We start from the raw sequence: 19,890 nt of genomic DNA, 5'->3' as shown, positions 1-19,890 counted from the left end.
ATTCCACAGTCCGTGTCTTAGTTAAACGGTAACTCTTCATCAATCCCATCCGGGATGTTCATGAATCCGTCACCTGCATCAACACTTGGTGCCGGGCTTGGCGCTGCCTGATGGAAGGAGCCTCTGTTCGCATCACTTTCCGCTCTGCTCTCAGCAAATTCCTGATCCTCGACAATTACTTCTGTTGTGTATACTTTCACGCCTTCTTTGTTCGTGTAGCTTCCTGTCTGGATACGTCCTGATATGGAAACACGCATTCCCTGGCGGAAATACTTCTCCGCAAACTCTCCTGAGCGGCCGAATACAACACACGGAATAAAATCCGCTGTCGGTTCATTGTCTCTCTTGAACTTACGGTCAACAGCCAATGTATATCTTGCAACTGCAGTTGCACTGTCACCCTGTGAATATCTAACTTCCGGGTCTCTTGTGAGACGCCCTACTAAAACTACTTTGTTCATATATACCTCTTTCTCTATGCTTCCTGTCTAACGCATAAATATCTGAGTACATTGTCCATGATGCGGATACGTTGTTCAACTTCTCCTGGAACAGTACTGTCAGATTCGAAGTGGATGAAGTAGTAAAATCCTTCTTTCATCTTCTGAATTTCGTAAGCAAATCTTCTCTTACCCCATTCATCAACGTCAGTAACATTGCCGCCGAAACGAGCGATTAATGCTTTCACTTTTTCAACAACTTCTGCCCTAGCGTCGTCTTCGATTTTTGCACTGACAACAACAGCTAACTCATACTTGTTCATGTCTTTAGCACCTCCTTATGGTCTCTGGCTCCCGTACCTTAGCGGGAACAAGGAATTAATGATATCCGTGAATCTATAAATTCAACGGGTACGTCACGAATTCTTATTTTACCATAAGAAGTTGTCCAATTCAAGACTTTTTGCGAATTTCTTTTGTATTTTTTTCCACTAACCTGCGCGGAACCATGATCTGGTGGCTGCATCCCACACACTTCAGACGGAAATCCGCCCCAACCCTTAAAATCTCCCATTCATGGCTGCCGCACGGATGGGGTTTCTTCATGCGGATGACATCTCCGACATCAAATCTGTCTGGCATAAACGCCCTCCTTTTTTAATAAAATGAGAATATTCTGAAAACGGACCGCAAAGGGGTCAGACCCCTTTGAAAACTACTCGTTCTCCACAAGCACCCCCTGTACAAGGAACCTCTCATCATCATTAATATTCGTACAAGTCGACAGGCTGACGATGCGTGACTTTGCGTCCAACGTTACATCTACCTGGTAATTAGATGAGTTCCTGCACATTTGCAGGTAATCTGTGTATGCTTTCTCATTCTCATATGTTAGGATATAGTTTGCCGCTATATCCTTTACGGTTCCTGCCGAGAATACTTTGTAGGTAAGCTTTCCGTTCGGCGTATAGATATAAAAATATGGATGCGCTTTGCAAAAGTCTTCACTGGCATATTCGTTCAACTGTGAAAACATCTCCCCGCCTACTTTAAGGTTATGTCCGTAGATGAAGGTATTCAGATCTGTAAAATCTTTGTTATTGCGCATGTCCATAAAAATGGCGCCCAGCTTGTTATCGTTGGCCGAAAATGTTTTGGTCAGGTATTCCTGGTTGTCCGAGCTTTTAACCACTGGATAACTGATTATGGACGGTTCGTCGAAGCGGAGCCACGCTACGGTGTCGGGATTTTCTTTCAGGAGTGCATCAAAATCCACCTGAAAGTTATCTCCATTTCCTTCATCACCGTCTTTACCCGTATCATCCTTTATGATAGCCAGCTTTTTGACATCATCGTATTCTTTTCCGCCGGAATAGTATGGGACCAGCATCATGACAAGCTGATACGCAGAAAATATAAATACGCAGATTGCCGCAATTAGTATTGTGGTAGTGACAATGTCTCCCACCCTGCTCCTTTTCCTTGAAGATTTCTTCTGTCTTTTCTTTCTGCTCATTCCTGTCTTCTCCTCTAATGGCTCATGCACTGTTTGTCTTCAGCAGCTTCGGCAGGCATCCCCTGCACTAATCTGCACAGTGCTTCCTGTGCCCGTTCTTTCCGCAGGAATACGCTGATCACCTGAGAAATCACAGACAGCGTATCGATCTGCTGTTTTGTCCACAAGCGGTTCGTTTCACACTCATCAAATCCTACGAACCCCTTTTTCTCCCCCTTGTCCATAATAAGGCACTGGAGCATGGACTTGATCCCTTGTTTTTCTAACAGTTCACGGAGCGGTTCGTCCAGCTCCCTGATGTCGCGGCAGTAAAGCAAACCGTTTGCGTTGAAATTGCTATAGTAGTCTCCCAGCACACTCCCCGGCACCCCCTGCAGTTCCTCCTTTTGAGGGCCGATTCCTTCCCTGCACCACTCGAATGTATTATAAGTTGCCGCCCCATCCTCTGTATCTTCAAAAATATAGGCACGGCTGACACCGAATTGTGTTCCTACTATATTCAGGATATCTTCAATTCCCCTTCTTACGTCTTCCGACTCATACAGGGAGGAAAAAATGTAACTTACAATCCCCGCCTCTCCCTGCCACATCTCCTCGGAATTGTCTGCTTTTCGCTGTGTCGAATAGCCATTCCCTATGCTGCTTTCCATCTTGAGGCCTTCTTCATAAAACCTCCATGTATTCTTGCCTTCCGCTTTCGCCTTATAAAGAGCAATATCCGCCTTTTTATACATCGTTTCAAACGCGTATCCATGTTTCGGCGCAAAGGCAATTCCTATGCTGCTGGAAAATGTATACTTATCCTCTTCGAGCAGGTGATTGAATATACCGATTACTTCCTGTGCTTTCCTCTCGACTGCATCCACTTCACGGATATCTTTCATAATGACAGCAAACTCGTCACCGCCGATCCGGCCGATGATATCACCGCTTCTGAATATCCGCTTCAATCCCGCGGCAATCTCTGCCAGAATGACATCCCCGCTCAAATGCCCGTAAACATCATTAATATACTTGAAATCGTCAATATCTATCATGAAAAACGCGGCCATTTCTCCCCGTTTCATCTTGGAGAGGTACTGGTCCCCGAGCATCTGGACAGTCCCCTTGTTATATACGCCGGTAAGGGCATCCTTTTCGGCCCTCTCCTTCAGCTTTTCGGCCTCCTGCCTCTCGTTGTCGATGTCTATAATCACACCGATTACCTTTTTCTTGTCACCTGACGCACCAAGCTGCAGGGATGCCCTGATCCTGCACCATATAAATACACCATCAATCCTCTGGATACGGATTTCTGTTTCTTCATATGTGGCATTTCCTACCAGCTTATAGTACAGCTGCATCAGTGTTTCCCTGTCCTCTGGATATATATGCCCGTTTTCCAGAAGCTCCTGCTCTACATTGGTGGAAAACGCCTGATACCCGAACTTTTCTTTCCAGTTATCAGACCACATTACGCTGTCCTTTTCCACATCCCACTCAAAAATAATGTCCCGTGTCTGCTCCATGATGATCTGGTGTCTCTCAAGACTCAGACGCAGTGCTTCCGTCACAGCCCGCTGTTCTGTCACATCCGACAGAATACAGTAATAAACATCGTATCCGTTCCGGCGGACGAGCTGCCCCTGATCGTATATCATTTTCAGTGTCCCGTCCCCGCACTTCACGCGGTACTCAATCTTCTTTGTGCTCCCCCTGCTCATCTGCTCCCCTACAGACTTTGCAGTTGCCTCCCAGTCTTCTTCATATATAATGCTGCAGAATTTATTATCATACTTTTCCTTCAGTTCCTCTGCTGTATACCCCAGAAGCTTTAAAAAGCCATCGCTGTATTCTAACAGTTCCAGTCCGTTATCCATATCCGCGCTGCAGCACATAACACCGCCCGGAACATTCTGTATCAGGGCATTCAGATTCTTATTCTCTTCTATTAATTCCTCTAATGAACGTTCTTTATGTTCTTTTTTATCCTTTTCTGTCTCCATACCCGAACTCCTTTAAGATAAATGAACGTGCTGTCTTTCCTTTGCTTATTGTATCACAACCCGGCTCATAAATCTCCTATTTCTGGACGAATCTGAAATTTTTCCCCTCATTTATCATTTCCATATTTCTTAAGCATTTCGTTTATTACAAATGCCACACCATGTTCCTGATTTGATTTCGTAACATGTCTGGCAGCTGATTTTACTTCAGGCATGGAATTTTCCATTGCAACCGTTGCCCCGAATTCCATAGACAGCATGGAATAGTCATTCATACTGTCGCCGAATACCATGACTTCATCCATTGTGTATCCCAGAGATTCAATATATTTCTTAAGCACAGGGCCTTTCTGTGCCTTTACATCCGTAATCTCAAGATTCGTCTCAAAAGAAGCCGCCACAGCGATCCGGGAGTTTTTCTCCAATTCCAGACGGATCCGCTCCAGCATCGAAAGGTCCCCTGAGTACAGAAAAATCTTATATACCGGCACACCTGCCGCACGGAGTTCATCAAATTTTGAAATGATGATTGTGCTTTTCCGTACACGCTGGTAAAGGGGATCCAATTTTGCCTGTTCCTCACTGATATCTTTATCCAAATGGAAGACCTTCAGCTGGCGGACAAAACTCTCTTCAATCTCCTCTTCATCCCCGATCCGGTAATCAAAATCGTCCGTACAAAAAACAACCGATACCGGATACTTTTCCAGTGCATGGTAAACTTCTTCGCACAGGTCCATATCGATCGGGGCCGTAAGAACAACCTCCCGTTCCTGATTGCGGACTTCCGCTCCGCTGCCCACGATATAATCACAGGTCAGCTCCACATCCTTCAATTCCTCCATCGCCCCACGAAAATTCCTCCCGGTTGCGACCATAAACCGTATCCCCGCTTCACAAGCCTTATGTATCGCCTTCAGCGTTTCCGGCGCCAGTTTGTGATTATCATCCAAAAGCGTGCCGTCCATGTCGGACGCGATCACTTTAATCATCCTTACTCCTCCTAATTTTAAGAATATTCTGAATATGGACCGCAAAAGGGTCTGCCCCCTTTGCAGCCCCTTACTTTATCCCGTGATTGAGCATGTCCTCCACCTGATCCATCTGGCGCACGATGTCCTGCTGTCTCTCATCGAACAAAAGTCCCTTGTTATAGCGGTAATACTGGTCGCTGCCGTTCTCTTTGATGAACCAGACGCTATAGTAATTCGCGTTCAGCTCGGTAATAAACGCCACCATTTCCTGGCTTTCCCCGAAGGCATCTTCCAGGAAATTGAACACGTTTTGTAGTGTCTGAGATGTATAAGCAATTTCTTCTTCTCGTGCATCTACTTCTTTTTCAAACATCGCTTTTACTTCGTCGAATGCCCCGTCTCCGATAAACAGTTCACCCTTGATATTAACCGAAAACCGCTCCAGGGCCGCAATAACTCTTTTCATGGTCAGTTCTTCTCTGTGTGTCATGAGCTCGGAAGTTTTCAGTTCTTCCATGTCCTTCTCTGCCATATGCCAGATGTCTTCCAGCATGGATGTTACCTTGTTTTCTCTGTAGTAGATCAGGTATTCATAGAGTTTCGTTACATAAGCGTCCATCATATGGCAGCTTTCAAACAGTTCACTGAGTTTTCCGTTCAGCAGGCTCACGATGCTCAGATGCTCGTCGAACGGCGCCGCTTTCACTTTCTGCAGTGTGGCTGTGTTCCATTCACCCGCCAGAATATCTTCAATCCCGTAGTCTTCTTTATATTTATAGTAAAGTTCCAGATAGTTCGCAAAGTCTTTTGCTATCATGCGGTGCTGAATGTACTGGTATACCACATCCCTGTCGATTGTTTTATGCAGGTGCTCGTATACCTGGATTAGCTGTGACAGGTCCTCCCATCCGCGCGCCGTGGCAAAATATTTGCCGTCCACGGTTGTCTCTATGCGGTAAAAATTCTCTTTTCTCAGCTCGAGGTAAGAGATCACCGCCGGGTGCAGCCCTTGTTTGTACGCATATTCTTTCCAGACGTCAAAGTTTTCTTCCACGTCGATCTTCTTAATCCGGTCCAGCGTCACCACGTCAAAATCCCGCACGGATTTGTTGTATTCCGGAGGATTCCCCGCGGCCACGATGATCCAGCCTTTCGGCACCCTCTGGTTTCCGAAGGTCTTCCCCTGGAGAAACTGCAGCATGGTCGGCGCAAGCGTCTCTGACACGCAGTTGATCTCATCGATAAACAGGATCCCTTCCTCAATCTTTGTCTGTTCTATCTTCTCGTAAACCGATGCGATAATCTCACTCATTGTATATTCTGTCACCGAAAACTCTTTTCCACCGTAAACTTTTTCCTTAATAAAAGGGAGTCCCACCGCGCTCTGTCTCGTATGGTGTGTAATCGTATAGGCCACAAGACCGATCCTGCATTCCTTCGCAATCTGCTCCATGATCTGTGTCTTCCCGATTCCCGGAGGCCCCATCAGCAGAATCGGCCTCTGCCTGATAGCCGGAATCCTGTATTCCCCGAATTCATCTTTCACCAGATAGGCCTCAATTGAATCCTTTATTTCCTGCTTTGCTCTCTTAATATCCATCGTTCACTCTCCTCTTAATCATTATTCCGTCAGTATCAGCTTGACCGCCCACGCCGGAACGTCCACGTCATAATAATCTTCCTGCATAAATACGAATGCCGTCTTATAGGGAGGCATTCTGTTCGGATATATACCATACCCATCGGTAAAATAAATCAGACCCCGCAGGTCTTCAAACTCCCCCTTATTCAGAAGTTCATCCACATATGCAAATGCGGGCCTGAAATCTGTACCACCTTCACCATATAAGGTAAGGTGTGACATATAATCTTCCAGTTCTTCGAGACTGGTAATGCGCTGGTCAGAGTGCACGGCCTCATCACACTGGATAATATGAATATTCACCTTTTTGAAGAAACTATTTTCTTCACTTAAAACCGAATTTGTTTCTTCAAGGAATTTGCGGACCAATTCCCCTGAGCAGGACATCGATGTATCGATCACCACCACAAACTCAGAGACCTTCCGCACTTCCTTCGTCTCCTGCGGCTCGATCAGGGGCATATTCCCATATACGCGCAGCCCATAGCTGTAAAAAGAATAGTCGAACGTGTCCGGGTCAACAGCAATTTCTTCCCGCAATACCGAAAATTTCCGCAAAAACTCCTTATAATCATACCGCTCCTTATTCTCAATCTTTATCTGGTCCAGCAAATCTCCCGCCTTCTCGGAGGCCTCCTTCGAAAAGGTCTCAAGATCTGTTTCCATCCGCTCATTGATTTCCTGCCATTTCCGGTTCAGGTCCGGGTCCGGTTTCTGGTCAGGCTGCTGGTTCTCCCAGTATTTATGGTCATCCACATAAAACTCCGCTTCCAGACGCTCCAGTTCTTTATCGGAAAGCTCCCACGCTTCCAGAATTGCGTAAATCCTCTCGGCATTCAGAACCTTTCCTTCCAACTCCATCTTCCGGTAGGTCTCCCGCCTAAGCAGGCTTTTCGGAAACCTGACTGATCGGTGGAAGTTACTGTCTGTCATGTGCTCTGCTGCAATATCACAGCTTAAGTTCCAATACCTGTCATCCATCCCACGCTTTACCATGTGGCGGAAGATACAGTGGAACACCATATGCAGGTAGCCCCGGTTCACCAGAATCCGGTTCTCCCGGTACAATCCCCCCAGATACTGCGGGTGGAAATAAATCACACTCCCATTCGTCCCAAAAGGATTGACTGACGTATCCATCTGATATGCAAAACTGCTCAGGGCCACATCCAGAAAACGCATTCCAAGATAAAGCTCATCCCGGGCGGCGCTTAGTATCTGATTTCCCAGACCTTCCAGATATACTGCCGCTTCTTTTCTTTCCTGATCATCCATTCCTGTCATGGCTGTCCCTCCTTTTTACAGTTCAAATCTCTTCGTCTTCTTCGGTACATTTTTTTGTTTCTCATTCATAAGATAACTCAAAATCTCCGTTTTCCCCTGCCTTGCGGCAAGTTCGAGGGCATATTCAAGCATTTCACCGTTCCATATCCCGTTTTCTGTAATTACTCTTATCCCCGGGAAATTTTCCTTTTCCAAAAGATACTTTATAATTTCTTTATATCGGTCCTGTATCAGATTCTGATAAGCAGCCCTGTAATTCTCCGCCAGTTGATAGGGGTATTCCAGCCTGCCAAAAGCAATGTCGGCCAGCACCCCCGCTTTGTCGCGCGCTGCCGCCACAGAAAAAAGACTATCATATTTGCGGTAATCTATTTCCTTATTATAGAAACATTGCCTGTAATTATTCCCTGACCCGTGATGTTGTGTAAATAAAATACGGGCCGGCGTATTCTCCACAGCCTCCTCATAATGCTCCGGAAATACAAGGACTGCCTTTTCATTCGTTTCTCCATAACAAAACGTGACATCGATGCGCTGCCATAATTCCCCAAGAATCTCCTTCACACAGGACTGGCTGCCACCCTCCATGTGCACAGTCAGATACTTCAGCGCACTGCAGCCGGTAAACGCGCCGCTCCCGATCTGCATCAGCGTATGATAAAACTCCAGCTTTCTCAGCCGTTTACAGCCGTAAAAAATATAATTCCCAATTTCCCGGACTGTCCCCGGAAAGACAATTTCCTCCACACAGTTTCCTGCAAGAAGATGCTCTTCCTCCCCAAACAGGCCCAGCTCATTATTTCTATAAACGAATACCTGCCCCTCCTCGCCCGTTTTCCGGTCAGAAAAAGCATACGCGGCCACAGATATGACGGGCAGACCATCGATCTGCTCCGGCAGCACAACTTTCGTGTCATTTCCGAAACAACGGATGATCTCGATACAATTGTCCTTTATCTGATAATACAATTTCATAAGCCGGCTGTCCTCTTTTCTAAACTATTACTGTGCAGCGTGATATGCGGCATGGTGTGCACAGTAACTCTAAACTCACTTCCCTATTATAAGAGCAGTGGCGTATTTTTTCAAGAATCCGTTCTTACTTGACATTTCTATTATTTCGTACTACGCTTTATTTTAAGTAAATTTTCACCACAGTATGAAGTAATTGTGGATAAGTAAGGAGGCTTTCTACCATGTCTGTTGAAAAAGTTAGAGAATATTTCGAGCCTTTCGGCCTTGCCGGTAGGATTCTGGAGCCGGAAGCGTCCAGCGCCACTGTGGAAGAGGCGGCCCGGGCAGTCGGATGTGAACCGGCGCGGATTGCCAAGACAATGTCGTTCATCACCGCGGACGGCCCTGTCCTGATCGTTCTTGCAGGCGATGCACGCACGGATAATAAAAAGTATAAAGCAGCATTCGGAGAAAAAGCAAAAATGATCCGCCCGGATGAGGTAGAGGACCTGATCGGACACGCCCCCGGCGGGGTATGCCCATTTGCCGTGAAGGCCGGTGTTACAGTATATCTGGATGAATCACTGAAGCGTTTCGAAACCGTTTACCCGGCCGCCGGAAGCAGCAACAGCGCCATCGAGCTGACACTGCCGGAGCTGGAAGAATATTCACATGCCGCAAAATGGATTAACGTTGGAAAAGACTGGGAATAAGATACAGCAAGCCATGTTTCCCGGCAAAGGAGGTTTTTTGTTTTGTACCGAATTCTTGTCATAGAAGATGACCCGGATATCCGGGCAGAATTAAAACTGCTTCTGGAAAATGCCCTATATGAGGTGGATGTGATTGAGGATTTCACGCAGATCGTATCTCAGGCAGAAGCATGTGCCCCGGATCTGATTCTACTGGATATCCAGCTTCCGGGAATCAATGGTTTGTCCCTTTGTCAGGATATCCGCAGGAAAATGGATACTCCTGTTATTTTTGTCACCAGTTTTAATAATGCAATGGATGAACTAAATGGCATGATGATGGGCGGGGACGACTATATCACAAAGCCCTACCACGCCCCGGTCCTGCTCGCACGGATAGCCGCTGTCCTAAAAAGGACCGGCAAAAAAGGCCCCCAGAAGGATCCTTACCACTTTATATGGAAGGACTGCGAACTGAATACGCTGGATGCGACATTGTCCTGCCGCGGCAGGTCTGCCGAACTCACAAAGAATGAACTCCGGATATGCTATAACCTGTTTTCCAGAGCCGGGCAGATCGTTTCCCGGGAAGAATTAATCGATGACTTATGGGATAACCAGATTTTTATTGACGACAACACACTGAGCGTCAACATCACCCGAATCCGCGGTAAACTAAAGGATATCGGGGCCGGAAACATGATTGAGACGAGGAGAGGGCAGGGGTACCGGATATGACGTTATGGAATTTTCTAAAAGATAAAATCATGCTCCTTTTGCTGCACCTGCTGTGCATGCTGGGGAGTTTTTTCTATTTTTCTGCATGCGGCGTGAATACAGGTCAGCTATATCTCTTTTATATGGCATGGCTGTTTTTGCTTACCGTTTACCTCCTTGTCATCTGGCGGCAGAGAAGCCATTATTTTCACCAGATTTTTCAGATTCTGGATACATTGGACAAGCCATATCTGATCTCCGAGGTCATTCCGGATTCCTGGCGTCTGGAGGACAGGCTGTACCGCAGCGTTTTAAAGGACTCCAATAAGTCTGTCATTGACGCGGTACACCATATGGAAACCGAAAGCACCGAGTATAAGGAGTTTATCGAAAACTGGATCCACGAGGTAAAGCTCCCCCTGACTTCCATGAACCTGATGTGTGATAACCGGAAAGCATCTGCATGGACCCCGAAAGACACTGCCCTTTTGAAGTCACATTTAAGCGAACTGGAAAATGATGTGGACAAGGCTCTTTACTTCGCGCGTTCTGACACGGTTTATCAGGATTACATGATACGGGAAATCTCCCTTGAGAATGTCCTAATGAACGTAATCCAAAGAAGCAGGCCCTATCTGATACAGAACCATGTCCGGATCGATATGCAGGCAGAAGCCAAAACTGTTTACTGCGACGACAAATGGCTGGAATTCATGATCAATCAGATTATCCTTAATGCGGTAAAATATAAGAAGCAGGACAATTGTCTCATCACCATCCGCACCCGGAAAGAGGCCTGCAGCACCACACTGATGATCGAGGACAACGGAACCGGCATCCGGCAGGAAGAACTGGGCCGCATATTTGATAAAGGGTTTACCGGCAGCAACGGCCGGAAAAACCGCAGGTCCACAGGGATTGGATTATATCTGTGCAGGAAACTGAGCCGAAAGCTCGGGATTACACTGGAAGCAGACTCCGTGGAGGGTGAATTTACAAGGATTTCCCTGATTTTCCCTGACGGGAGCCAATATTTCGGCAGGGAATGAGAAACCTTTCAATTTCGTAAGGTTTCTGCAAACTACATTGATACCAGACCGGAACATTTTCTATTACCATAATAATAAGTAAATGAATAACCAACTTTAAATCTGGCAATAGGAAAGAGAGGAATGTTTTATGAAAGAGCTTCTTCGCATCGAGGATGTTGAAAAATATTATGGAAGCAACCAAAATCTTACCAAAGCAATCAATCGAATTACGTTTACTGTCAATCAGGAGGATTTTACCGGGATTATGGGCGCCAGCGGAAGCGGAAAAACGACACTTCTCAATCTGCTTGCAACCGTTGACACCGTAACTTCGGGACATATCTGGTACGGAAATGAAGACATCACGCGCATGAATGAAGACCAGATGGCAGATTTCCGCAAAAATAATCTGGGATTTGTTTTTCAGGACTATAACCTTCTGGATACGCTGACACTAAAGGAAAATATATCTCTGGCAATGTCACTGACAAAGAAGGGCCGGAAGGAAATTGCTGAACGTACAAAGGATATCATGGAGCGTCTGGATATCTGGTCATGCAGAGATAAGTTTCCCTATGAGGTGTCCGGCGGGCAAAAGCAGCGCTGTGCGTGTGCAAGGGCCCTGATCAACCACCCGCAGATTGTTTTTGCAGATGAGCCTACCGGCGCACTGGATTCCAAATCCGCCCGGATGCTGCTCGAGACGTTTACCTATATGAATCAGGAAATGAAGGCTACTATCCTGATGGTAACCCACGATGCTTTTTCAGCAAGTTACTGTAACCGCATCCTCTTCCTGAAAGACGGGCAGATCTTTCACGAACTCATAAAAGGGAGCCGGACCAGAAAAGTATTCCTGAATGAAATTCTGGATGTGCTTTCCCTGACGGGAGGTGATGGGTATGCTGAGTAAGCTCGCCCTGCGCAATGCAAAACGGTCTTTTAAAGATTACTTTATCTACCTGATCACGATGATCTTCATCACTTCCCTGATGTTTGCCTTCAACTCCATGATCTTCTCTGAGGATATACAGAAGATCAGTTCAGAAGCAGGCATCATGGGGATGATGATCGGGCTTGCCACATTTTTTATTGTCCTGATCATCATCTGGCTGATTCACTATATGATCCGGTTTATGGCAGAAAAACGAAGCCGTGAATTTGCCACGTACCTGCTGCTTGGCTTTCATAAAAAACAGGTCGCCAGCTTGTTTTTCAAAGAAACGGTAATCCTTGGAACAGTTTCTTTCCTCATCGGGCTAATCCCCGGCGTCTTCCTGCAGCAGGTGATTACAACCCTGATCTACGCGATTGTGGATACAGAATACAGCCTGCATCTCGAATTCAAGGCCGGAACACTGCTGATGACGGCAACAATCTTTGCCGGTTCCTATTTTCTGGCCCTGATCCGCAATAAGAAACGTTTCCGGAAGATGAACATCCGCGATATGATGTACCTGGACCAGCAGAACGAAGAATTAAATAACGGGAATAAATCCGGCAGGCAGTGGATGTTCTTTGCCGCAGTTCTCTATATGCTGTTCTTTAGCTGGATGATGGTCAGCGGGCGGTTTACCGATGGAAATATTTATTTTATGATTATTGGACTAATTGTTTCGGTATATTTCCTTTACATGGGTTTATCGGCATTCCTGATCGGATACATCCGCTCCGGTAAAAACGGTGTCTTAAAGGGTGCCAATATTTTTGTACTCAGGCAGCTCGCCTCAAAAGTGAAGACCATGCAGTTTACACTTGGCACACTGACCGTACTTTTCATGGTCGCCTTGCTTGGTTCCTCACATGCACTGATGCTGAATCAGTTTCAGACGACACAGGCCGATGTCAACTGGCCTTTTGACATCGCAGTTTACAATCCCGATCCCGGGTATGATTTTTCTGCTGAAAACGAACTGATAAAAAAAGACAGCAAAATAAGCTCCGAACTGGTTTACCAGATTTTTGAAGACCATAAGAGTGATTTCAGAAAATTCATGGAGAAATATTACAGCGATGTCCTGGAAAATTCTGTGGCAAATGACAACGCTTACTTCAAATATGACACCTATATGAAGCTTTCGGACTACAATACACTTCGGGAAATGGCGGGATACGAAAAAATTTCGTTAGAAAAGAACCAATACCTGATCCAGATCAAGTCACGGCTTAAGGATGCCGGCAGACGCTTTTCCCATACCTCGTTAACCATCTCCGGAAATGAATATAAATGTGCAGGTGTCTACACGGAAGGGTTCGAACAGAACGGGCATAACGGAGCTGACTACCTGCTGGTGGTCCCCGATCAGGCCGCTGACGGTATGAAGCCTTATTATTCCCTCCTCGCAGCACAGGTAAAAGGAAGCGTACAGCCGGACCTGACAGACAATCTGCTGGATCTCCATGATTCCGGGAAAAGTATCCTTGACGAAGATTACTATGAAACGGACATTGACCGGGGGTACGGGACAGACATCATGTACGTGTCCAACCAGCATGTATATGTACGTGAGATAGAAACAAAAAGTATGAAGTCGCTTCTTTCCACAATTATCTTCCCGCTCTTTTATGTGGGGCTTGTTTTCCTGTGCGTGGCGCTGACTGTCCTCGCGGTACAGCAATTGAGCGATTCCGCCAAATATAAGCACAGGTATTCTCTCCTTAGCAAACTTGGTCTGCGGGAAAAAGAAATAAGCTGTGTGATTTTAAAACAGCTGTTCCTGTATTACCTCTTCCCCTTTATCACGGCCATTGTAATCAGCGGAGGAATCGTACTTTACGACAGCAGAGAATTCTTCAAACTGGCAACTTCGCAGGCGCCGTCCTGGTCATACTTCGGCATCTCAATACTGCTCTTTGGCGGCATTTACCTGATCTATTTTATCGCAACCTACGTGGAATTCAGGCGGAACATTGGCGTATGGGAAAAGAATTTGCGATAAAGGCTCTTTCGAAAAAATTAAGGAATTTGTAAGATTAATATCATGTTAAAACAAGATTGATATGTTATATTTTGTATATAAGAACTGTCCATGATTCTGGACAGTTCCATGTACAAAGGACGCTTATCAAATCGGGAATACGAAAGAGAGTGATATTATGAAACTAATCCGAAGATTTCTGGCATTTATATTCCTCTGCATTCTCTGTGCAGGCTGTTTCATCGGCTACCGCGGTTACGAGCGGTACCGCCAGGTTCTAGAAACGGAAAGCCTTCAGGAAAAAGTTGCGGAAATTAAAAATAATCCATCTTATACGACTCTGGACCACCTGCCTCAGATTTATCTGGATGCGGTCGTCGCTGTGGAAGACAAAAGATTTTACAAACACCCGGGTATTGACCCTATCTCCATTGCACGTGCCATAAAAAATGATATTCAGGCCTGGGAACTGATCGAGGGAGGCAGCACCATCACACAGCAGCTTGCAAAGAATCTTTATTTCAATCAGGAGCGGAGTATCACGCGCAAAGCTGCAGAAGGTTTCATGGCTTTAAAGATCGAGCGGGAATACAGTAAAAAAGAGATTCTGGAGCTCTACGTCAACAGCATTTACTTCGGCGGGGGATATTACTGCATTGCGGACGCAAGCCGCGGATACTACGGAAAAGAGCCTGCCGAGATGACTGACTACGAAAGTACGATGCTGGCCGGAATCCCCAACGCCCCTTCGGTTTATGCACCTGACGTGAATCCTGATCTCGCACATTCACGCCAGCAGAAAGTACTGCAGAGTATGATTAACCAAAAATATATTACACAGGAAGAGTCCTCAAGGATTGCCAATGCAGGAGAGACTGCCTTTTAACCGGACCGGGGGAATACCCCCGGTTCTTCTTTATTACTGCGGGCACCTCTCTGGTGTGCAGTGACGATTTTATGTCATGATTTTTCTACACATTTTTGAAACACATTTTTCCCATAAATCTTGACTCGTCAAAAATTATCTGGTATAATTTAAGAGCTGTTTGAGTATGATATATAGTAAACTCAATTCAGATATGGCGCAGTAGCCAAGCGGTAAGGCGTGGGTCTGCAACACCCTGATCACCGGTTCAAATCCGGTCTGTGCCTTCTTTAAAAGTCTCGAAACTTAAGGTTTTCGAGGCTTTTTTATTTCTATAAATTCAGGCAGAACAAATTTATGAAGTTTCTGCCTCTATGGCTATGGAGCAAATGTCATTGGATAAAGAAGATATAAATCTGCTAAAAAAATATCAGAACGCTGAAGATAAAGAGCGTATAAGACAACGTCTTATGAATAATTTCAGGGAGGAATAAATGAGTGACAAAATCTACTGTTATCCTGACTCAGACGTTTTAAGATATATATCCCTGGGCTGGAAAAATTCGCACAGTTGATATTGCAAAGTCAAATATGTTTTGCAAGGTGCAAGTATAGATTCTTTTCTTTGTAATTACGAAAAAATGGAAATATTGTTTGCTAAAATCATCGAAGTTCGGTAAGTATTTTCTTTAAATTTTACTGCATTACAGTCAAATTGCTAAGGGTCCGTTTTCAGGACCCTCAGCATAAGAGAATTGAGCTATACCACCGTTTATTTTTCTTTCCCTCGCCCTATAGAAAGTGCAGTATTGCAGCTTTGGTCAATACCGGCGGCAACCTCAGCCGGTGTCTTTTTTTCCAGCAGCAGATCCTTGATATTCAGGTAAAATACATCACGGACCCCCTGCCAGTTCAGGTTGTTCCTGATATTGTCCACAATATTCGGCGTATTGTCACCATAGGCCTTCAGCATCCGTATCTCGTCCTGATACTTACCGTTAGATTAGAATCCTAATGCATCATTCACAAGGATCACCTTCATCCTCCCATCCACCGCTGAACTGCGCGTTACAAGAATCTGGCAGCAGAGTGATTTCGCCCCTTTGCAGTCATAGCACATACCGGTATTACGGCACGGTGTTTCCGTATCCAGACGGGCTGCATTGATAGTACTGGCCTCATCCCTTGCACGCTTCGCCGCATCCTCAACATTCCTCACAATCTTATTCATCCCAATAACCAGAATGACATTTCTCGGCCCGTAAGCAATCGCTGCGATACGGTTGGCAAACTTATCTATATTTACAAGCACGCCATCCCGCGTAACCGCATTGGCACTTGCAAGAAAATAGTCGCTGTCAAAACATTTCAGCTCCGCCGCACGTTTCTCCTCCGGAGTCTTACAGACATCCCGGTTAATCACCTCGTAATTCCCCTCACAGACTGCCTGTTTCAACCCGATCTCACTGATAGATGCCGATCCGCCCCAGCCAACCGTGCTCCCTTCCGGAATCAGTTCCAGCGCAATCTTAAGCGCCTCCTCTTTATCCTTAGCATAGTATCCTTCAATATTTCTGTTCTTCAGATTTTTTATCACGTGCCCTGCCAGCAGCTGGTTACGTTTCGTGCGGTTCTCTTCCATTGCTTGTCCTCCTCTTTTTCACTTAATTGGTTTCATTTGTTAGTATTCATTATAAACGGGATGGGACTTAAAATCCACACAAAAGCGCAAAGGGGTCTGACCCCTTTGCGCTCCATTTTCAGAATATTTTATCAATTTCTATTCGGCCAGTTCCTGAAACAGTCCTTTTACGGTCGGATATATCTTTCTGAATTTCTGATACCGTTCTTCATATTTTGCAACGAGTTCTGGGTCCGGTTCTACAGTCTCTATGACTTTTACAAGCTTTCCGGCCGCTTCTTCCACGGATGCATATTCTCCGCAGCCAACTGCCGCCAGTATGGCTCCGCCGTATCCCGGTCCTTCTTCACTCTCGATGACATCTACTTTTAAGTTCATAACATTTGCAATAATCTTCTTCCACAGCGGGCTCTTTGCACCGCCGCCGCAGATCTTTGTCCGCTCGATCTTGATTCCAAGGCTTCTTGCAACCTCGAGGGAATCTCTTAAACCGAAGGCAACCCCTTCCAGAACCGCCTGTGTCATATCTTCCCTTGTTGTGTCCATCGTCATTCCGATAAATGTTGCGCGTGCTTTCGGATCATTGTGCGGGGAGCGCTCTCCCATCAGGTATGGAAGATAGAATACCTGATTCTCTCCCAGTTTTACGATGCCTTCCTGCTCTGATGCATATTCCTTTGTTTTTAAGATTTCATCCATCCACCATTTGTTACAGGAAGCTGCACTTAACATACATCCCATCAGGTGATAATATCCGTCCGCATGTGCAAAGGAATGCAGTGCATTATTTTCATCTACGCCGAACGACTTGCTGGAAATAAAAATTGTGCCTGACGTTCCGAGGGATATGTTACACATACCATCTCCGACCGTGCCTGTTCCCACTGCTGCCGCCGCATTGTCTCCTGCACCTGCCGCTACTTTCACATCACCTGTAAAGCCAAATTCTTCTGCCAGGTCTGCCTTGATACTTCCTACAATATCATAGCTCTCATACAGTTTCGGAAGCTGTGCTTCTGTCACACCGCAGATTTCCATCATTTCTTTTGACCAGCATTTATGCTCTACATCCATAAGAAGCATACCTGACGCATCTGAATAATCCGTGCAGAATACACCGCTTAACTTGTATGCAAGATAATCCTTCGGCAGCATAATCTTACTGATTTTCGCGAAGTTATCAGGCTCGTTTTCTTTCATCCAGAGAATCTTCGGGGCCGTGAATCCTGCAAACGCAATATTTGCAGTATACTTGGACAATTTATCTTTTCCAATCACATTATTCAGGTAGTCTGTCTCTTTCCCTGTACGGCCGTCATTCCACAGGATCGCCGGGCGGATCACGTCATCATTCTCATCCAACACAACAAGTCCGTGCATCTGTCCGCCAAAACTGATTCCCGCAACCTGGGATTTATCGCAGTCAGCCGTCAGTTCCCTGATTCCCTCCACAGTCTGTGCATACCAGTCCTGCGGATCCTGCTGGGACCAGCCCGGATGCGGGAAGTAAAGCGGATACTCTTTTGAAACAATATTCTGAATCTTGCCATTCTCATCCATCAGCAGCAGTTTTACCGCTGAGGTACCTAAGTCTACGCCTATATATAACATCTGTAACCTCCTGCAAAGAGATGCAAAGGGTTCTGACCCCTTTGCTCTCCGTTTTCTGAAATTTCTGACTATTTCCAAGGATTTTCTGTCGGGTATCTTACGCCTGCGGGCTGGTTGTATCCGATTTCTTCTACCGGCACGCCGATATACTTGAATACTTCAAACAGTGCCTTGCCGTGGTTCCCGAATGCAACTGCTCCGTGGTGCGGGTATCCGCCCTCAATCAGTACATGGCGGTAGAATCTGCCCATCTCCGGTATTGCAAATACTCCAATGGATCCGAAGGATCTGGTTGCTACCGGAAGGACTTCTCCCTGTGCGATGTATGCGCGGAGCTTGCAGTCTGCGGTACTCTGGAGTCTGAAGAATGTGATGTCTCCAGGTACGATATCGCCTTCGAGTGTTCCCTGTGTTACTTCTTCCGGAAGAGCCCTTGCCATGATCATCTGGTACTTCATCTCACAGGAAGTAAGCTTGCTGGATGCTGTGTTACCACAGTGGAATCCCATAAATGTATCTTTCTGTGTATAGTTGTATTTGCCTTCAATGTCTTCTTTATACATATCTGCCGGTACGGTGTTGTTGATATCCAGCAGTGTTACGGCGTCTTCACTGACTACGGTTCCGATGAATTCACTCAGTGCACCGTAAATATCTACTTCGCAGGAAACCGGGATTCCCTGTGCAGTCAGGCGGCTGTTGACATAGCATGGAACAAATCCAAACTGTGTCTGGAATGCAGGCCAGCACTTTCCTGCGATTGCCACGTATTTTCTGTAACCTTTGTGCTCCTCGATCCAGTCCTTCAGTGTAATCTCATACTGGGCCAGTTTCTCAAGAATCTCAGGTTTCTTGTTGCCTGCACCGAGTTCTTCTTCCATCTCTTTTACAACTGCCGCAATTCTTTCATCACCGGCATGTTTGTTAAATGCCTCAAATAAATCCAGTTCGGAGTTTTCTTCAATCTCCACGCCCAGATTGTATAACTGCTTGATTGGTGCATTACATGCAAGGAAGTTCAGCGGACGAGGTCCGAAGCTGATAATTTTCAGGTCATTCAGTGCAACAACTGCTCTGGCGACCGGTCTGAATTCATGGATCATATCTGCACATTCTGCTGCTGTTCCAACCGGGTATTCCGGGATATATGCTTTGATATTACGCAGCTGCAGGTTATAGCTTGCATTGAGCATACCGCAGTACGCGTCGCCGCGTCCCTGAAGCAGGTTGCTGCCTGTCTCTTCTGCTGCCGCGATGAACATCTTCGGTCCGTCAAAATGTTTTGCAAGCAGTGTCTCTGAAATCTCCGGTCCGAAGTTTCCAAGATATACAACCAGCGCGTTGCATCCTGCATTCTTAACATCCTCTAAAGCCTGCACCATATGGATTTCACTTTCTACAATACAGATCGGACATTCATAAATCTCGCCTTCCCCGTATTTCTCCTTATAAGCATTGATCAGTGCTTCTCTTCTTGTCACGGAAAGACTCTCCGGGAAACAATCTCTGCTGACAGCTACAACTCCGATTTTTAATTCTGGCATGTTACTCATAACTTGTACCTTCCTTTCATAAAACTATTTTTTATAGTGTCCTGTTCTCTCTAAACTTAAAATGAA

Annotated in this window: 19 protein-coding genes and 1 tRNA gene; 7 read left to right on the top strand and 13 right to left on the bottom strand. The window is 45.9% G+C overall.

Annotation, left to right across the window (positions count from 1 at the left end; translation table 11 throughout):
• Window positions 1-17: 17 nt before the first annotated feature.
• The 9 genes from DWX43_RS08145 to DWX43_RS08105 form a co-directional block, all read right to left on the bottom strand.
• Window positions 18-461 (bottom strand): single-stranded DNA-binding protein, encoded by a 444-nt coding sequence (locus tag DWX43_RS08145; protein ID WP_109729884.1) that lies wholly within the window; start codon window positions 459-461, stop codon window positions 18-20.
• A 14-nt stretch (window positions 462-475) separates the two neighbouring features.
• A complete protein-coding gene (gene rpsF, locus DWX43_RS08140) occupies window positions 476-763 on the bottom strand; it encodes a 30S ribosomal protein S6 (RefSeq protein ID WP_109729883.1) in 288 nt (95 codons plus the stop codon).
• A gap of 130 nt (window positions 764-893) precedes the next feature.
• Window positions 894-1,082 (bottom strand): DUF951 domain-containing protein, encoded by a 189-nt coding sequence (locus DWX43_RS08135; protein ID WP_109729882.1) that lies wholly within the window; start codon window positions 1,080-1,082, stop codon window positions 894-896.
• A 73-nt stretch (window positions 1,083-1,155) separates the two neighbouring features.
• Complete coding sequence (srtB, locus tag DWX43_RS08130) at window positions 1,156-1,956, bottom strand: class B sortase (RefSeq protein WP_118619968.1); 801 nt, start codon at window positions 1,954-1,956, stop codon at window positions 1,156-1,158.
• Between the two features lie 14 nt (window positions 1,957-1,970).
• Complete coding sequence (locus tag DWX43_RS08125; RefSeq protein ID WP_118619967.1) at window positions 1,971-3,941, bottom strand: sensor domain-containing diguanylate cyclase; 1,971 nt, start codon at window positions 3,939-3,941, stop codon at window positions 1,971-1,973.
• A gap of 107 nt (window positions 3,942-4,048) precedes the next feature.
• A complete protein-coding gene (locus tag DWX43_RS08120) occupies window positions 4,049-4,933 on the bottom strand; it encodes a Cof-type HAD-IIB family hydrolase (protein WP_109729879.1) in 885 nt (294 codons plus the stop codon).
• Window positions 4,934-5,003: 70 nt separating this feature from the next.
• Window positions 5,004-6,515, bottom strand: coding sequence for an AAA family ATPase (locus tag DWX43_RS08115; RefSeq protein WP_118619966.1), 1,512 nt, complete (start codon window positions 6,513-6,515; stop codon window positions 5,004-5,006).
• A gap of 21 nt (window positions 6,516-6,536) precedes the next feature.
• A complete protein-coding gene (locus tag DWX43_RS08110; RefSeq protein ID WP_118619965.1) occupies window positions 6,537-7,841 on the bottom strand; it encodes a VWA-like domain-containing protein in 1,305 nt (434 codons plus the stop codon).
• A gap of 15 nt (window positions 7,842-7,856) precedes the next feature.
• On the bottom strand, window positions 7,857-8,816 hold the full coding sequence (locus tag DWX43_RS08105; protein ID WP_118619964.1) for a leucine-rich repeat domain-containing protein: 960 nt from the start codon (window positions 8,814-8,816) through the stop codon (window positions 7,857-7,859).
• A 221-nt stretch (window positions 8,817-9,037) separates the two neighbouring features.
• Here DWX43_RS08105 and DWX43_RS08100 point away from each other — a divergent pair, with 221 nt between their 5' ends.
• From DWX43_RS08100 to DWX43_RS08070, 7 genes are all read left to right on the top strand, one after another.
• Window positions 9,038-9,508, top strand: a complete 471-nt coding sequence (locus DWX43_RS08100) for a YbaK/EbsC family protein (protein WP_118619963.1) — start codon at window positions 9,038-9,040, stop codon at window positions 9,506-9,508.
• Window positions 9,509-9,550: 42 nt separating this feature from the next.
• A complete protein-coding gene (locus DWX43_RS08095) occupies window positions 9,551-10,225 on the top strand; it encodes a response regulator transcription factor (protein ID WP_118619962.1) in 675 nt (224 codons plus the stop codon).
• Entirely contained in the window at window positions 10,222-11,253 is a 1,032-nt protein-coding gene (locus DWX43_RS08090) for a sensor histidine kinase (protein ID WP_118619961.1), read from the top strand. Before DWX43_RS08095 ends, DWX43_RS08090 begins: the two co-directional genes overlap by 4 nt.
• Before the next feature lie 130 nt (window positions 11,254-11,383).
• Complete coding sequence (locus DWX43_RS08085) at window positions 11,384-12,148, top strand: ABC transporter ATP-binding protein (RefSeq protein WP_118619960.1); 765 nt, start codon at window positions 11,384-11,386, stop codon at window positions 12,146-12,148.
• Window positions 12,138-14,174, top strand: coding sequence for an ABC transporter permease (locus tag DWX43_RS08080; protein WP_118619959.1), 2,037 nt, complete (start codon window positions 12,138-12,140; stop codon window positions 14,172-14,174). The genes DWX43_RS08085 and DWX43_RS08080 overlap by 11 nt, the downstream gene beginning before the upstream one ends.
• Before the next feature lie 157 nt (window positions 14,175-14,331).
• Entirely contained in the window at window positions 14,332-15,039 is a 708-nt protein-coding gene (locus tag DWX43_RS08075; RefSeq protein WP_109729870.1) for a biosynthetic peptidoglycan transglycosylase, read from the top strand.
• A 195-nt stretch (window positions 15,040-15,234) separates the two neighbouring features.
• Window positions 15,235-15,305, top strand: a tRNA-Cys gene (locus DWX43_RS08070).
• 485 nt (window positions 15,306-15,790) lie between these two features.
• Here the strand turns inward: DWX43_RS08070 and DWX43_RS08065 are convergent.
• The 4 genes from DWX43_RS08065 to DWX43_RS08050 all read right to left on the bottom strand — a co-directional run bounded on the left by DWX43_RS08065 (window position 15,791) and on the right by DWX43_RS08050 (window position 19,824).
• Entirely contained in the window at window positions 15,791-15,991 is a 201-nt protein-coding gene (locus DWX43_RS08065; protein WP_182440651.1) for a hypothetical protein, read from the bottom strand.
• 30 nt (window positions 15,992-16,021) lie between these two features.
• A complete protein-coding gene (locus tag DWX43_RS08060) occupies window positions 16,022-16,660 on the bottom strand; it encodes a lactate utilization protein (RefSeq protein WP_109733971.1) in 639 nt (212 codons plus the stop codon).
• A 138-nt stretch (window positions 16,661-16,798) separates the two neighbouring features.
• Window positions 16,799-18,271, bottom strand: coding sequence for a xylulokinase (gene xylB, locus DWX43_RS08055; protein WP_118619958.1), 1,473 nt, complete (start codon window positions 18,269-18,271; stop codon window positions 16,799-16,801).
• Window positions 18,272-18,339: 68 nt separating this feature from the next.
• Window positions 18,340-19,824: an L-fucose/L-arabinose isomerase family protein gene (locus DWX43_RS08050; RefSeq protein ID WP_118619957.1), complete on the bottom strand. Its 1,485-nt coding sequence runs from the start codon at window positions 19,822-19,824 to the stop codon at window positions 18,340-18,342.
• Window positions 19,825-19,890: the final 66 nt, after the last annotated feature.

Source organism: Clostridium sp. AF19-22AC (assembly GCF_003479085.1).
GTDB classification, from domain to species: Bacteria; Bacillota; Clostridia; order Lachnospirales; family Lachnospiraceae; genus Faecalicatena_A; species Faecalicatena_A orotica.
The sequence above is the reverse complement of the archived record's forward strand: the minus strand, read 5'-3'. Positions and strand labels throughout refer to the sequence as shown.